Source organism: Streptomyces poriticola (assembly GCF_036689765.1).
GTDB classification, from domain to species: domain Bacteria; phylum Actinomycetota; class Actinomycetes; order Streptomycetales; family Streptomycetaceae; genus Streptomyces; species Streptomyces poriticola.
Genome location: NZ_JBAGKH010000002.1, coordinates 21,987 through 36,991, shown reverse-complemented (window position 1 = coordinate 36,991; position 15,005 = coordinate 21,987). Strand labels below are relative to the sequence as shown.

The 15,005-nt window shown below is 73.4% G+C and carries 11 protein-coding genes; all 11 read left to right on the top strand.

Features of this window, described 5'->3' with window-relative positions:
* Nucleotides 1-2: 2 nt before the first annotated feature.
* The 11 genes from V5O46_RS02880 to V5O46_RS02830 all read left to right on the top strand — a co-directional run bounded on the left by V5O46_RS02880 (nucleotide 3) and on the right by V5O46_RS02830 (nucleotide 14,954).
* Nucleotides 3-1,058 carry a substrate-binding domain-containing protein gene (locus tag V5O46_RS02880; RefSeq protein WP_332882782.1) on the top strand — a complete coding sequence of 352 codons (1,056 nt, stop codon included), beginning with the start codon at nucleotides 3-5 and terminating at the stop codon, nucleotides 1,056-1,058.
* A gap of 91 nt (nucleotides 1,059-1,149) precedes the next feature.
* Entirely contained in the window at nucleotides 1,150-2,442 is a 1,293-nt protein-coding gene (locus V5O46_RS02875; RefSeq protein WP_332882781.1) for a Gfo/Idh/MocA family protein, read from the top strand.
* A 15-nt stretch (nucleotides 2,443-2,457) separates the two neighbouring features.
* Nucleotides 2,458-3,456, top strand: a complete 999-nt coding sequence (locus V5O46_RS02870; RefSeq protein ID WP_332882780.1) for a sugar phosphate isomerase/epimerase family protein — start codon at nucleotides 2,458-2,460, stop codon at nucleotides 3,454-3,456.
* A gap of 317 nt (nucleotides 3,457-3,773) precedes the next feature.
* On the top strand, nucleotides 3,774-7,490 hold the full coding sequence (locus tag V5O46_RS02865; protein ID WP_332882779.1) for a ThuA domain-containing protein: 3,717 nt from the start codon (nucleotides 3,774-3,776) through the stop codon (nucleotides 7,488-7,490).
* A gap of 125 nt (nucleotides 7,491-7,615) precedes the next feature.
* Nucleotides 7,616-8,803, top strand: a complete 1,188-nt coding sequence (locus V5O46_RS02860) for an inositol-3-phosphate synthase (protein ID WP_332882778.1) — start codon at nucleotides 7,616-7,618, stop codon at nucleotides 8,801-8,803.
* 35 nt (nucleotides 8,804-8,838) lie between these two features.
* A complete protein-coding gene (locus V5O46_RS02855; protein ID WP_408648898.1) occupies nucleotides 8,839-9,900 on the top strand; it encodes an SCO3242 family prenyltransferase in 1,062 nt (353 codons plus the stop codon).
* Complete coding sequence (locus V5O46_RS02850; RefSeq protein WP_332882777.1) at nucleotides 9,897-10,853, top strand: sugar phosphate isomerase/epimerase family protein; 957 nt, start codon at nucleotides 9,897-9,899, stop codon at nucleotides 10,851-10,853. Before V5O46_RS02855 ends, V5O46_RS02850 begins: the two co-directional genes overlap by 4 nt.
* Nucleotides 10,850-11,512 (top strand): EboA domain-containing protein, encoded by a 663-nt coding sequence (locus V5O46_RS02845; protein ID WP_332882776.1) that lies wholly within the window; start codon nucleotides 10,850-10,852, stop codon nucleotides 11,510-11,512. The genes V5O46_RS02850 and V5O46_RS02845 overlap by 4 nt, the downstream gene beginning before the upstream one ends.
* Complete coding sequence (locus tag V5O46_RS02840) at nucleotides 11,512-12,360, top strand: TatD family hydrolase (RefSeq protein WP_332882775.1); 849 nt, start codon at nucleotides 11,512-11,514, stop codon at nucleotides 12,358-12,360. The genes V5O46_RS02845 and V5O46_RS02840 overlap by 1 nt, the downstream gene beginning before the upstream one ends.
* A 3-nt stretch (nucleotides 12,361-12,363) precedes the next feature.
* On the top strand, nucleotides 12,364-13,560 hold the full coding sequence (eboE, locus tag V5O46_RS02835) for a metabolite traffic protein EboE (protein ID WP_332882774.1): 1,197 nt from the start codon (nucleotides 12,364-12,366) through the stop codon (nucleotides 13,558-13,560).
* Nucleotides 13,557-14,954, top strand: a complete 1,398-nt coding sequence (locus tag V5O46_RS02830; RefSeq protein WP_332882773.1) for a nucleotide pyrophosphatase/phosphodiesterase family protein — start codon at nucleotides 13,557-13,559, stop codon at nucleotides 14,952-14,954. The genes eboE and V5O46_RS02830 overlap by 4 nt, the downstream gene beginning before the upstream one ends.
* Nucleotides 14,955-15,005 lie beyond the last annotated feature (51 nt).

The following is a 15,005-nucleotide window of genomic DNA, read 5'->3' as shown; positions in this document are numbered from 1 at the left end:
TCATGCCAGAGCACACGCCTTTCGCGAGCCGCAGAGGGCTGCTCCTCGGAGCCGCCGCCGCCTCCGCCGGTGCCCTCCTCACCGGGTGCACCAGCAACGAGCCGAGCGACTCCGGCGACGAGCCCGCAGGGAACGGGCAGCCGGCCGCCGACGACAAGCCCGGCAAGCAGGTCACCATCGGCTACGCCGGCCCGCTGGCCGACCACGGCTGGCTCAACGCCATCAACGACCAGGCCAAGGGCCGCGCCGAGAAGTACTCCGACGTCACTCTGGAGGTGACCGAAGGCTCCAACGACACCGCCCAGCAGATCGGCCAGATCGAGACCCTGATCAACAAGAAGGTCGACGTGCTGGTGGTGCTGCCCGCCGACGGCAAGGCGCTCACGCAGGTCGGGCTGAAGGCGATGCGGGCCGGAATCCCGGTGGTCAACCTGGACCGGATCTTCAACACCCCGCAGGCGTACCGCTGCTGGGTCGGCGGCGACAACTACGGCATGGGCCTCAACGCCGGGCACTACATCGGCGAGCAGCTCAAGGACGAGCCGGACGCCCGCGTGATCGAGCTCGCCGGGCTGGACAACCTGGAGCTGACCCAGCAGCGCACCCAGGGCTTCGACGACGCCCTGAAGAACTACCCGAACATCAGGAAGGTGGCCCGCCAGGCCGCCGAGTTCACCGTGGAGTCCGGGCAGGCCAAGATGGCCCAGCTGCTCCAGGCGCAGTCGCGGTTCGACGCGCTGTGGAACCACGACGACGACCAGGGCGTCGGCGCGCTGCGCGCCATCGAGCAGGCGGGCCGCGACGACTTCCTGATGGTAGGCGGCGCGGGCGCGCTCTCCGCCTTCCAGGCCATCGAGCGCGACGACGGCGTGCTCAAGGCGACGGTCCTGTACCCGCCGACCATGGCCGCCTCCGCCATCGACCTCGCCCGCGCCCTCGGCCAGGGCAAGGGCATCGGTGGCCTCGCCGAGTACGAGATCCCGGCGTCGATCACGCTGTACTCGGCCGTCGTCGACAAGGACAACGTCGACCGGTACATGTCCACCGGCTTCCAGTGAGGCCGCCAGAGGCCCCCGTCCCGCCGGCCTGACCAGCCGGCCGGGCCGGGGCCCGCCCCCACCGCGCCACGACGACGAGGAGGACATCCGCATGGGACAGCCGCAGCAGCCCGAGGGCGCCGAGGCGGACGCAGCAGCCGCCGGGACCGGGACCGTCGCCACGGGGGCAGCCGCTGCCGCAGGGGCAACCGCGAGCCGGCCGCCGCTGCGCGTCGGCATGGTGGGCTACGCCTTCATGGGCGCCGCCCACTCGCAGGGCTGGCGCACCGCCGGCCGCGTCTTCGACCTGCCGCTCGCCCCGGAGCTGGCCGCGATCTGCGGGCGGGACGCCGACGCCGTGCGCGCCGCGGCCGACCGGCACGGCTGGGCAGCGGCCGAGACCGACTGGCGGGCCCTGATCACCCGGGACGACGTCGACCTCGTCGACATCTGCACGCCCGGCGACAGCCACGCCGAGATCGCGCTGGCCGCGCTGGCCGCCGGCAAGCACGTACTGTGCGAGAAACCCCTCGCCAACACCGTCGCCGAGGCCGAGGCGATGACCCGGGCCGCCGAACGGGCTCTCGCCCGCGGGCAGATCGCCATGGCCGGCTTCAACTACCGCCGGGTGCCCGCCACCGCGCTGGCCCGTCGGATGGTCGCCGAGGGCCGCCTCGGCCGGCTGCGGCACGTGCGGGTGGCGTATCTGCAGGACTGGCTGGTCGACCCGGAGGCGCCGCTGACCTGGCGGCTGCGCAGGGAACAGGCCGGCTCCGGCGCGCTCGGCGACCTCGGCGCGCACATCGTCGACCTCGCCCAGTACCTCACCGGTGAACACCTCGCCGGGGTCTCCGCCCTCACCGAGACCTTCGTCCGCGAACGCCCGCTGACCGGCGGCGCCGCCCGCGGGCTGTCCGCGGTGTCGGCCGACGGCACCACGGGCCGGGTCACCGTGGACGACGCCGCCGTCTTCACCGGCCGCTTCCCCTCCGGCGCGCTGGCCACCTTCGAGGCCACCCGCTACGCCACCGGCCGCAAGAACGCCCTGCGCATCGAGCTGAACGGGGAACGCGGCTCGCTCGCCTTCGACCTGGAGCGGCTCAACGAGCTCTCCTACCACGACGCCACCGAACCCGACAGCCACAACGGGTTCCGCCGCATCCTCGTCACCGAACCCGACCACCCCTACCTGGACGGCTGGTGGCCGCCGGGCCACGGTCTCGGCTACGAACACACCTTCGTCCACCAGGCCCGCGACCTCGTCCACGCGGTCGCCGCGGGCCGTAGCCCCGAACCCTCCTTCGCCGACGGTCTCCAGGTCCAGCGGGTGCTCGCCGCCGTGGAGGAGAGCGCGGGGAAGAACGCCGTCTACACACCGATCACCGCCGTGCCGAACGCCGCCTGAGGAGGCCAGAAGCGGATGCCCCGCACCTTCACCCTGTTCACCGGCCAGTGGGCGGACCTGCCGCTGGAGGAGGTCTGCCGCCTGGCCCGCGACTTCGGCTACGACGGCCTCGAGCTCGCCTGCTGGGGCGACCACTTCGAGGTCGACCGGGCCCTCGCCGACCCCTCCTACGTGGCCGGCCGTCACCGGCTCCTCGACAAGTACGGCCTGAAGTGCCGGGCCGTCTCCAACCACCTGGTCGGCCAGGCCGTCTGCGACGCCATCGTCGACGAACGCCACCAGGCGATCCTGCCGGCCCGGATCTGGGGCGACGGCGACCCCGAGGGCGTACGGCAGCGGGCCGCCGCCGAGATCAAGGACACCGCGAGGGCCGCCGCCCTCTTCGGCGTCGACACCGTCGTCGGGTTCACCGGCTCCGCCATCTGGCATCTGGTCGCCATGTTCCCGCCCGCGCCCGAGGCGATGATCGAGCGCGGCTACCAGGACTTCGCCGACCGCTGGAACCCGATCCTGGACGTCTTCGACGCCGAGGGCGTCCGCTTCGCCCACGAGGTCCACCCCGGCGAGATCGCCTACGACTACTGGACCACGCAGCGCGCCCTTGAGGCGGTCGGCCACCGGCCCGCCTTCGGCCTCAACTTCGACCCGTCCCATTTCGTGTGGCAGGACCTCGACCCGGTGGGGTTCCTGTGGGACTTCCGCGACCGCGTCTACCACGTCGACTGCAAGGAGGCCCGCAAACGCCTCGACGGCCGCAACGGCCGGCTCGGCTCCCATCTGCCGTGGGGCGACCCGCGCCGCGGCTGGGACTTCGTCTCGGCCGGCCACGGCGACGTCCCGTGGGAGGACGTGTTCCGCATGCTGCGCTCCATCGGCTACCGGGGACCGGTCTCCGTGGAGTGGGAGGACGCCGGAATGGACCGGCTGCAGGGTGCGCCCGAGGCCCTCACCCGCCTGAGGACCTTCGACTTCGAGCCGCCCGGCGCGTCCTTCGACGCCGCCTTCAGCAGCTGACCCGCGCGCCCGGCACCAGGTCGGGACGTGGCCGGAAGGCGGCCGTAAGGCCGCCGGAACGGGGCCGGAACGGGGCCGGAACGGGTGCCGGGCACCCGCCGGTCCCCGGGTCCGGCCTGCCCGCACCCTGCTTTGTCCTGTGATGAGAGAAAGTGCAACGAGTCCTGGCGCAAGGGGTGTTCGCCCCGGACGAACGCGGCTACCGTCCCTGAAGTGTTCAGGACCCCCACACCTCCGGGGTGACGGCGCACCCCGGCGCCCGCACCGCACGTCTTCGCACCCATCCCGTACGGCCACACCGTTCCCGGAGGGACTTCGTGCACCGAAGCAGACTCAGAAGCACCAAGACCACGAGGCGCCGCAGGCTGCGCACCACCCTCGCCCTGTTCACCGGCCTGACGCTGGCCGTGGGCACCCCGGCGACCGTCGCCGCCCACCCCGGCCACCCTGAGCACGACGAACCGGCCGCCGAGGGGCAGTTCCAGCAGGTGCCGCTCGCCAAGGGCGAGGCCGAGACCGGCGAGCCGATGTCGCTCGCCGTGCTCCCGGACCGCAGCGTCCTGCACACCTCGCGCGACGGCACGCTGCGCCTCACCGACGAGGGCGGCGTCACCAGGGTCGCCGGCAGGATCCCCGTCTACAGCCACGACGAGGAGGGTCTGCAGGGCGTCGGCGTCGACCCGGACTTCGCCGACAACCGGGCGATCTACCTCTACTACGCCCCGCCACTGGACACCCCCGCGGGCGACGCCCCCGACACCGGCACCGCCGAGGACTTCGCGAAGTTCGACGGCGTCAACCGCCTCTCCCGCTTCGTCCTCAACCCCAACGGCACGCTGGACCCGGCCAGCGAGAAGAAGGTGCTGGACGTCGCGGCCGACCGCGGCACCTGCTGCCACGTCGGCGGCGACATCGACTTCGACGCCGAGGGCAACCTCTACCTCTCCACCGGCGACGACACCAACCCCTTCGCCTCCGACGGCTTCACACCGATCGACGACCGGCCCGACCGCAACCCGGCCTTCGACGCCCGCCGCAGCTCGGGCAACACCAACGACCTGCGCGGCAAGATCCTGCGCATCAAGGTCGCCGAGGACGGCTCGTACACCGTCCCGGAGGGCAACCTCTTCGCGCCCGGCACCGAGAAGACCCGCCCCGAGATCTACGCCATGGGCTTCCGCAACCCGTTCCGGATGAGCGTCGACGACGCCACCGGCACGGTCTACGTCGGCGACTACGGCCCCGACGCCGGCGCCGCCGACCCGGACCGGGGCCCGGCCGGACAGGTCGAGTTCGCCAAGGTCACCGGGCCCGGCAACTTCGGCTGGCCGTTCTGCACCGGCGACAACGAGGCATACGTCGACCACGACTTCGCCACCGGCTCCTCCGGTGAGCCCTTCGACTGCGCGGCCCCGAGGAACACCTCCCCGCACAACACCGGTCTCACCGACCTGCCGCCCGCCCAGCCCGCCTGGATCCCGTACGACGGCGGATCCGTACCGGAGTTCGGCACCGGCTCCGAGTCCCCGATGGCCGGCCCGGTCTACCGCTACGACCCCGGGCTCGACTCCAGTGTGAAGTTCCCCGAGGAGTACGACGGAGACTTCTTCGCGGGCGAGTTCGGCCGCCGCTGGATCAAGCGGATCGAGCAGGACGCCGACGGTTCCGTCGCACGGATCAACGACTTCCCCTGGACCGGCACCCAGATCATGGACATGGAGTTCGGCCCCGACGGCGCGCTCTACGTCCTCGACTACGGCGTCTCCTGGTTCCAGGGCGACGAGCACTCCGCGCTGTACCGGATCGAGAACGCCGAGGACGGCTTCTCCCCGATCGCCGAGGTGAGAGCGGACAGGACCTCCGGCGCGGCAGGCCTGAGGGTCCGCTTCACCGCCACCGCCCAGGACGCCGACTCCCCGGACCTCACCTACAGCTGGGACTTCGGCGACGGCACCACCGGCGAGGGACTCACCCCCACCCACCGGTACAAGAAGACCGGAACCTACACCGCGACCTTCACCGCGACCGACCCCGAGGGCAACACCGGCAACGCCAGTCTCCGGATCGTGGTCGGCAACACCGAGCCCACCGTGCAGATCACCACTCCGGGCAACGGCAGCCTGGCCGAGTTCGGAGAGCCCGTCCCGTTCAAGGTGACCGTCACCGACCCCGACGAGACCGTCGACTGCTCCAGGGTCAAGGTCGCCTACAGCCTCGGCCACGACTCCCACGCCCACGAACTGACCAGCGAGACGGGCTGTGAGGGCACCCTGAACCCGCCCGCCGGAGACGGCGGACACGACCCCAACGCCAATATCTACGGTGTCGTCGGCGCCGCCTACACCGACGCCGGGGCGAACGGCCAGGAGGCCCTCACCGGCACCGCCCGCACCGTGCTCCAGCCGCCGCACCGCCAGGCCGAGCACTTCACCACCCAGTCGGGCGTGACGACGTACGAGAAGTCCGAGGCCAACGGAGGCCGGACCGTCGGCGACATCCACGACGGCGACTGGATCTCCTTCAGCCCCTACCGGTTCGACGGGCAGCAGAAGCTGACCGTACGGGCCTCCTCCGGCGGCAGCGGCGGCTTCGTCGAACTGCGCACCGGCTCGCCCGACGGGCGGCTGCACGGCTCCGCGTACATCCCGCCGACCGGCAGCTGGGAGACCTTCCAGGACGTCGACGTGCCACTGCGCGGGCTGCCGAAGCGCACCACGGAGATCTACCTGGTCTTCAGGGGCGGCGACGGCGCGCTCTACGACGTGGACGACTTCGAGTTCTCCACCGAACGGGTCAGGAGCGGCACGAGGGTCCTGGTCTTCTCCAGGACCGCGGGCTTCCGGCACGACTCCATCCCGGCCGGCATCGCCGCCCTGAAGGAGATCGGCGGCCCGGCCGGCATCACCGTCGACGCGACCGAGGAGGCACGCCAGTTCACCACCACCAACCTCGCCAAGTACGACGCGGTGGTCTTCCTGTCCACCACCGGTGACGTCCTCGACGCCGGCCAGCAGCAGGCGTTCGAGAACTACGTGAACAACGGCGGCGGCTACATGGGCATCCACGCCGCCGCCGACACCGAGTACGACTGGGAGTTCTACGGCGGACTCGTCGGCGCCCGCTTCGACTCGCACCCGGCCGTCCAGCAGGCCACCGTACGCGTGGAGGACCACGACCACCCGGCCACCGCGCATCTGGACGAGGCGTGGGAGCGCACCGACGAGTGGTACAACTACCGCACCAACCCGCGCGGCCAGGTCAGGGTCCTCGCCACCCTCGACGAGACCACCTACGACGGCGGCACCATGAAGGGCGACCACCCGATCGCCTGGTGCCAGGAATACGACGGCGGTCGCTCCTTCTACACCGGTCTCGGCCACACCGAGGAGTCCTACGCCGAGGAGGCCCTACGCACCCATCTGCTCGGCGGACTCCAGTACGTCACCGGCCGGACCAAGGCGGACTGCAGGCCCGGCAAGGGCTACCGGGAGATCTTCAACGGCCACACCCTGGACGGCTGGAAGCAGGCCGGCCCCGGCAGCTTCACCGTCCACGACGGCACCCTGGAGTCCGAGGGCGGCATGGGCCTGCTCTGGTACCAGGCCGAGGAGCTCGGGTCGTACTCCCTCAAGCTCGACTGGAAGATGCAGGGCGACGACAACTCCGGGGTCTTCGTCGGCTTCCCGGCCTCCGACGACCCCTGGTCCGCGGTGCACCAGGGCTACGAGATCCAGATCGACGCCACGGACGCGCCCGAGCGCACCACCGGCTCCGTCTACTCGTTCAAGTCCGCGAACATCAAGGCCCGTGACCGGGTGCTGCGTCCGCCCGGCCAGTGGAACACCTACGAGATCAGGGTCCGGGGCGAACGCCTGCGGGTGTTCCTCAACGGAGTCGAGATCAACGACTTCACCAACGAGGACCCCCGGCGGAGCCTGACCGACGGCCACATCGGCCTGCAGAACCACGGCGCCGACGACCGGGTCTCCTTCCGCAACATCCAGCTGAAGGAACTGCCCGCCAAGGGCGACTAGGACGACGGCGGGCGGAGGACGCCGGACCTCCGCCCGCCGTCTCGCCGGGCCGCTCTCCCGGCCCGGCACCCGCTCGACCGCGTCCGGCACCGGCACCCGGTTCGCGTACGACAAGGAGGCTGCCCATGTCCGCCGAACCGTCCCTCCCCACCCCCTCCCCGGCCCCGCGCTTCGGCGTCTGGCTCGTCGGGGCGCGCGGATCCGTGGCCACCACCGCGATCGCGGGCTGCGCCGCCGTCGCCGCCGGGCTCCATCCGCCGACCGGCATGGTCACCGAGACCCCTCCCTTCACGTCGTGCGCCCTGCCGCCACTGTCGTCCCTGGTCTTCGGGGGCCACGACACCGTCGACTGCCCGCTGCCCAAACGAGCCGAACACCTGGCCGCCGGAGGCGTCCTGCCGCACGGGCTGCCGTCCGCCGTGCACGCCGAACTCGTCGCCGCCGACCGGGAGATCCGGCCCGGCGGCCCCCTGCCCGGCGACACGGACGGCAGCCCGGTCCGCACCCACGACGCACTGATCGACGTGTTCGCGGCCGACATCCGCGACTTCGTGCGTCGCCAGGATCTCGCGGGCGCCGTCGTGGTGAACGTCGCCTCCACCGAGCCCGCGCCCACCGACGGCACCCTGCCGCCCAGCTCCCTCTACGCGGCCGCAGCCCTGCGCGCCGACTGCCCCTACGTCAACTTCACCCCCTCCGCGGGCCTGCACCACCCGGCACTCGCCGACCTGGCCGCGACCGCGTCCCTCCCGCACGCGGGACGCGACGGCAAGACCGGACAGACCCTGCTGCGCTCCGTGCTCGGCCCGATGTTCCTGCAGCGCGCCCTCGCCGTGCGCGCCTGGTCCGGCACCAACCTCCTGGGCGGCGGCGACGGGGCCGCCCTCGCCGACCCCGAGGCCGCCGCGGCCAAGAACGCCGGGAAGGAACGCGTCCTCGTCGACACCCTCGGCGTCGCCCCCCAGGGCGAGGTCCACATCGACGACGTGCCCGCGCTCGGCGACTGGAAGACGGCCTGGGACCACATCGCCTTCGACGGGTTCCTCGGCTCCCGCATGGTCCTGCAGACCACCTGGCAGGGCTGTGACTCGGCGCTCGCCGCCCCGCTCGTCCTCGACCTGGCCCGGCTGGTCGCCCGCGCCCGGCAGCGGGGCCTGTCCGGCCCGCTGCGCGAGCTGGGCTTCTACTTCAAGGACCCGGTCGGGGACGGCCCGTCGTCACTGGCACAGCAGTACGCGGAGCTGACCGGCTTCGCCGAGCGGCTGCGGGACCGCGGGATGCGGCCCCGCGGCGGTCGCGAGGAGGACAGGTGAACCGCACGATCGACACGAAACGCAGCACGCCCCCCGTGCCCGGCGGGGCGACGTCGGCCTGCGGCCCGGCCCCGGAGGACGCCGCCCCGACCCCCGGTGGTACCGCGCCCCGCACCCCCCGCCCGGGCACCCGCTCCGGCCGCGCGGAGGCCTGGGCCGAACTGCTCCGGCTGCCCGCCCTGTTCACCGTCCCCGGCGACGCCCTGGCCGGAGCGGCAGCCACCGGAGCGCGCCCCGGGCACCGCACGTTGCTCGCCATCGGCTCCTCCCTGTGCCTGTACCAGGCCGGCATGGTCCTCAACGACTGGGCGGACCGCGCCGAGGACGCCGAGGAACGCCCGCACCGCCCGATCCCCTCCGGCCGCATCCGCCCGTCCGCGGCCCTGACCGCCGCCTGCGCCCTCACCGGCGCCGGACTGGCGCTCGCCGCCGCAGCCGGACGCCCCGCCCTCGCGGTGGCCACGCCCCTGGCGGCGACCGTATGGGCCTACGACGTCACCCTCAAGCACACGCCGGCCGGTCCGGCGGCCATGGCCGCGGCGCGCGGACTCGACCTGCTCCTGGGCGCCGCGGCCGGCGCGGGCCCCGTGCGCGCCGCGCTGCCCTCCGCCGCGCTGCTGTCCACCCACACCCTCGCGGTCACCGCCGTGTCCCGGCAGGAGACGCGGGGCGGCTCGTCCCTGCGCCCGCTGGCCGCCCTCGCGACGACCGGGATGCTCACCGGCCTGCTCACCGGCCTGGTGGGCGCCCACAGGCGGCCCCGACTCCCGGCAGGCCGACGGGCAGCAGCCGCCCCCGGCCTGCCGGGCCCCACCCCGGCACACCGCCCACGGCACCTCACCGACCACCTGGCCACCGCCCTCGGCGCCGCCTACGCCGCCACGGCAGCCCGGCCCTACCTCCACGCCGTCCTCAACCCCTCACCCCCGCTCACCCGACGTGCCGTCGGCGGCGGCATCCGCGCCACCGTCCCCCTCCAGGCCGCGCTCGCCGCCCGCTCCGGCTCGGCCGTCACCTCTCTGCTCGTCGCGGCCCTGGCCCCGGCGGGGCGCCGCTTCGCCGGGCGGACGAGCATGAGGCAGGTGAGCATCACTTGAGCCGGGACACGAACGGCGACGCCCCGCCCCCGCTCCGCTTCGGCTACGGCACCAACGGCCTTGCCGACCTCCGGCTCGACGACGCCCTCGCCCTGCTCGCCGACCTCGGCTACGACGGAGTCGGGCTGACCCTCGACCACATGCACCTCGACCCGCTCGACCCCGACCTGGCCGCCCGCACCCGCCGGCTCGCCGGCCGGCTGGCCGCCCTCGGCCTCGGCGTCACCGTGGAGACAGGCGCCCGCTATGTGCTCGACCCGCGCCGCAAACACGGACCCTCCCTCCTCGACCCGGACGCCGACGCCCGGGCCCGCCGCGTCACCCTGCTGCTCCGGGCCGTGCGGGTCGCCGCCGACCTGGGGGCGCACGCCGTCCACTGCTTCAGCGGCACCACCCCGCCGGGCACCGACCGGGACACCGCCTGGAAGCGACTGGCCGAGGCCCTGACCCCGGTCCTCGACGCCGCAGCCGCGGCCGGTGTGCCGCTCGCCGTGGAGCCGGAGCCGGGGCATCTGCTCGCCACCCTCGACGACTTCCACCGGCTGCGCCGCACCCTCGGCACCCCGGAGACCCTCGGCCTCACCCTCGACATCGGCCACTGCCAGTGCCTCGAGCCCCTCCCTCCCGCCGACTGCGTACGCGCCGCCGGACCCTGGCTGCGGCACGTGCAGATCGAGGACATGCGCCGCGGTGTCCATGAGCACCTTCCCTTCGGTGACGGCGAGATCGACTTCCCGCCCGTCCTCGCGGCCCTGGCCGCCACCGGCTACCGGGGCCTGACCGTCGTCGAACTGCCCCGCCACTCCCACGCGGGCCCCCACCACGCCGAACGCTCCCTTCCGTTCCTGCGCCGGGCCGCGGCTGCATCCGCCGCCCCCACGCACCCCCCGGCGCCCCCGGACGCCGCACGCCCCGGCGAGCCCTCCGCCGCCCCCGAAGGGAGCACCACATGAGCCACCACCCCGCCCGCACGCTCCCCGCCGAACTGCGGACCGGCCTCACCGGCCGGCTCGGCGCCACCGCCCGGGCCTGGCTCGACCAGGCCCTGGACGAGGCAGGCGCCCACCCCGGCACCCACGGTCCGATCTCCGTCTGGGAGCTGCGCCTGGCCGAGGCCGGCCGGCGCTGCGGCCCCGACCACGCCGACGCCGCCCGGGTGCTGATCCTGCACGCCGCCCGCGCCGACGCCGACGCGCTGACCCGGGTCTACTTCCAGGGCACCGCCGACGAACGCCGCGCCGTGCTGCACGCCCTGCCGCATCTGGTGTCCGGCCCCGGCGCCCTGCCGCTCGTCGAGGACGCCCTGCGCGCCAACGACACCCGCCTGCTCGCCGCCGCCGTCGGGCCGTACGCCGCTGCCCACCTCGACCCCCACCAGTGGCGGCACGCCGTGCTCAAGTGCCTGTTCACCGGCGTGGCCGTGGACCATGTGGCCGGTCTGGCCGAGCGCGCCCGCGGGGACGGAGAACTCGCCCGGATGCTCGCCGGCTTCGCCGCCGAACGCACCGCCGCCAACCGTCCCGTCCCGGAGGACCTGCGCCGCGTCCTGGCGCTGACCGAGCCCGCGGGCCCGTCGCGCACCCCGGCATCCGCCCACGGCAAGGAGTCCTGATGCGCATCTTCGACCCCCACATCCACATGACCTCCCGCACCACCGACGACTACGAGGCCATGTACGCCGCCGGCGTCCGCGCCGTCGTCGAACCCTCCTTCTGGCTCGGCCAGCCCCGCACCTCCCCGGCCTCCTTCCGCGACTACTTCGACTCCCTCCTCGGCTGGGAACCGTTCCGCGCAGCCCAGTACGGCATCGCCCACCACTGCACGATCGCCCTCAACCCCAAGGAGGCCAACGACCCCCGCTGCACCCCCGTCCTGGACGACCTGCCCCGCTATCTCGTCAAGGACCGGGTCGTCGCCGTCGGCGAGATCGGCTACGACTCCATGACGCCCGCCGAGGACACCGCCCTGGCCACCCAGCTCCAGCTCGCCGCCGACCACGGGCTGCCCGCACTCGTGCACACCCCGCACCGCGACAAGCTCGCCGGGCTGCGCCGCACCCTGGACGCTGTCCGCGAGTCCGCGCTGCCGGCCGACCGGGTCCTGGTCGACCACCTCAACGAGACCACCGTCGCGGAGGCCAAGGACAGCGGCGCCTGGCTCGGCTTCTCCGTCTATCCGGACACCAAGATGGACGAGGCGCGGATGGCGGTCCTGCTGCGCGAGTACGGCCTGGACCGGGTGCTGGTGAACTCCGCCGCCGACTGGGGCAGAAGCGACCCCCTCAAGACCCGCAGGGTCGGCGACCTGATGCTCAGCGAGGGCTTCTCCGACGACGACGTGGACCGGGTGCTGTGGCGCAACCCCGTCGCCTTCTACGGCCTCAGCGGACGACTGAGCCTGGACGTCGCCCCGCCCGGCACCACCCACCAGGGCAACTCCGTCCTGCGCGGCGGGGAGTGAGCCATGCGCTTCCGGCACCCCGACGGCAGCGTCGTGCACCTCGCCTACTGCACCAACGTCCACCCCGCCGAGACCCTCGACGGCGTCCTCGCACAGCTCCGCGACCACTGCGAGCCGGTGCGCCGCCGACTGGGCCGGGACCGGCTCGGCATCGGCCTGTGGCTGGCCCGCGACGCCGCCCACGCCCTGGTCACCGACCCCGCGGCGCTGCGCGGCCTGCGCACCGAACTGGACCGGCGCGGCCTGGAGGTCGTCACCCTCAACGGCTTCCCCTACCAGGGTTTCGGCGCCGAACAGGTCAAGTACCGTGTGTACAGACCGGACTGGGCCGACCCCGAACGCCTGGAGCACACCACCTCCCTCGCCCGCCTCCTGGCCGGACTGCTGCCCGACGACGTCACCGACGGCAGCATCTCCACCCTGCCGCTGGCCTGGCGCACCGCCTATGACGACGCCCGTGCCGACAAGGCCCGCGTGGCCCTGGCCACCCTCGCCGAACGGCTCGACGCCCTGCACGAACTGACCGGCCGCTCCATCCGCGCCGGCCTGGAACCCGAACCCGGCTGCGTCGTCGAGACCACCCGCGACGCCCTCGCCCCGCTGGCCGCGATCGGCCACCGGCGCATCGGCATCTGTGTCGACACCTGCCATCTCGCCACCTCCTTCGAAGACCCGCACACCGCCCTGGACGCGCTCGCCGAGGCCCGCGTCCCCGTCGTCAAGTGCCAGCTGTCCGCCGCGCTCCACGCCGAACAGCCCCGACTCCCCGAGGTCCGCCGCGCCCTCGCCGCCTTCGCCGAACCCCGCTTCCTGCACCAGACCCGCACCGTCACCGCCGCAGGACCGCCCGGCCCCGCCGGATCACCGGAACTGCACGGCACCGACGACCTCGACGACGCCCTCACCGGCGACACCCTGCCCGACACGGCGCCCTGGCGCGCCCACTTCCACGTCCCGCTGCACGCGGCCCCTGCCGCGCCCCTCACCTCCACGCTCCCCGTCCTCGAAGCCGCGCTGAACCGGCTGGTCGGCGGCCCGCACCCGGTCACCCGTCACCTGGAGGTCGAGACCTACACCTGGCACGCCCTCCCGCCCGAGCTGCGGCCCCGCGCCCGCACCCAGCTCACCGACGGCATCGCCGCCGAGCTCACCCTCGCCCGCGATCTGCTGACCGGGCTCGGCCTGAAGGAGCTGCCATGACCCCACGCGCCAGGCCCGAAGGCCCCACCCCGCTGCTCGTCCTCGATGTCGTCGGCCTCACCGCCCGTCTGCTCGATCACATGCCCCGCCTCAGGGCGCTCGGCCGGTCCGGCTCCCGGGCACCGCTCGGCACCGTGCTGCCCGCCGTGACCTGCGCCGCCCAGTCCACCTTCCTCACCGGCACCATGCCCTCCGAGCACGGCGTCGTCGGCAACGGCTGGTACTTCCGCGAGCTGGGCGAGGTCCTGCTGTGGCGCCAGCACAACGGACTCGTCGCCGGCGACAAGCTCTGGGACGCCGCCCGCCGCGCCCACCCCGGCTACACGGTCGCCAACATCTGCTGGTGGTACGCGATGGGCGCCGACACCGACATCACCGTCACCCCCCGTCCCGTCTACTACGCCGACGGCCGCAAGGAACCCGACTGCTACACCCGGCCGGCCGGCCTGCACGACGAACTCACCGGGAAGCTCGGCACCTTCCCGCTCTTCCACTTCTGGGGACCCGGCGCCGACCTGGTGTCCAGCCGGTGGATCATCGACGCGACCCGGCACATCGTCCGCACCCGCCGGCCCGATCTGGCACTCTGCTACCTCCCTCATCTCGACTACGACCTCCAGCGTTTCGGCCCCGACGACCCCCGCTCCCACCGGGCCGCCGCCGACCTGGACGCGGCGCTGGCCCCGCTCCTGGACGACGCCCGCGCCGAGGGCCGCACCGTCGTCGCGCTGTCCGAGTACGGCATCACCCGGGTGAACCGCTCCGTGGACATCAACCGCGCCCTGCGCCGAGCGGGCCTGCTGGAGGTGCACACCCAGGACGGCATGGAGTACCTCGACCCGACGGCCTCCCGCGCCTTCGCGGTCGCCGACCACCAGATCGCCCACGTCTACGTCCGCCGCCCGGAGGACCTCGCCGCCACCCGGGCCGCCCTGGAGGACCTGCCCGGCATCGAGCAACTCCTCGACGACGAGGGCAAGAAGGCCCACCACCTCGACCATCCGCGGGCCGGTGAACTCGTCGCGGTCGCCGAGCCGGACGCCTGGTTCACGTACTACTACTGGCTCGACGACGCCCGTGCGCCGGACTTCGCGCGGCTCGTCGAGATCCACCGCAAACCCGGCTACGACCCGGTCGAGCTGTTCATGGACCCGCTCGATCCCTACGTCAGGGTCAGGGCGGCCACCGCGCTGGCCCGCAAGAAACTCGGCATGCGCTACCGCATGGCGGTGGTGCCGCTGGACCCCTCTCCTCTTCGCGGCAGCCACGGCCGCCTCCCCGCGAGCGACGACGACGGTCCGCTCCTCATCTGCTCCACCCCCCGGGCTGTCGGCGACCGCGTCGCGGCCACCGATGTCAAGCAACTCCTACTCCATCTCGCCGGACTCGGCTGACGCACCCGATCCCGTCGAGCTCGACCTGCTGAAAGTGAAGCACACGCCACT

What these genes read in the sequence shown, in the direction of transcription:
- V5O46_RS02875 (WP_332882781.1), top strand. Translation starts at nt 1,150, where the DNA reads ATGGGACAGCCGCAGCAGCCCGAGGGCGCCGAGGCGGACGCAGCAGCC.
- V5O46_RS02870 (WP_332882780.1), top strand. Translation starts at nt 2,458, where the DNA reads ATGCCCCGCACCTTCACCCTGTTCACCGGCCAGTGGGCGGACCTGCCG.
- V5O46_RS02830 (WP_332882773.1), top strand. Translation starts at nt 13,557, where the DNA reads ATGACCCCACGCGCCAGGCCCGAAGGCCCCACCCCGCTGCTCGTCCTC.
- V5O46_RS02880 (WP_332882782.1), top strand. Translation starts at nt 3, where the DNA reads ATGCCAGAGCACACGCCTTTCGCGAGCCGCAGAGGGCTGCTCCTCGGA.
- V5O46_RS02845 (WP_332882776.1), top strand. Translation starts at nt 10,850, where the DNA reads ATGAGCCACCACCCCGCCCGCACGCTCCCCGCCGAACTGCGGACCGGC.
- V5O46_RS02840 (WP_332882775.1), top strand. Translation starts at nt 11,512, where the DNA reads ATGCGCATCTTCGACCCCCACATCCACATGACCTCCCGCACCACCGAC.
- V5O46_RS02860 (WP_332882778.1), top strand. Translation starts at nt 7,616, where the DNA reads ATGTCCGCCGAACCGTCCCTCCCCACCCCCTCCCCGGCCCCGCGCTTC.
- eboE (WP_332882774.1), top strand. Translation starts at nt 12,364, where the DNA reads ATGCGCTTCCGGCACCCCGACGGCAGCGTCGTGCACCTCGCCTACTGC.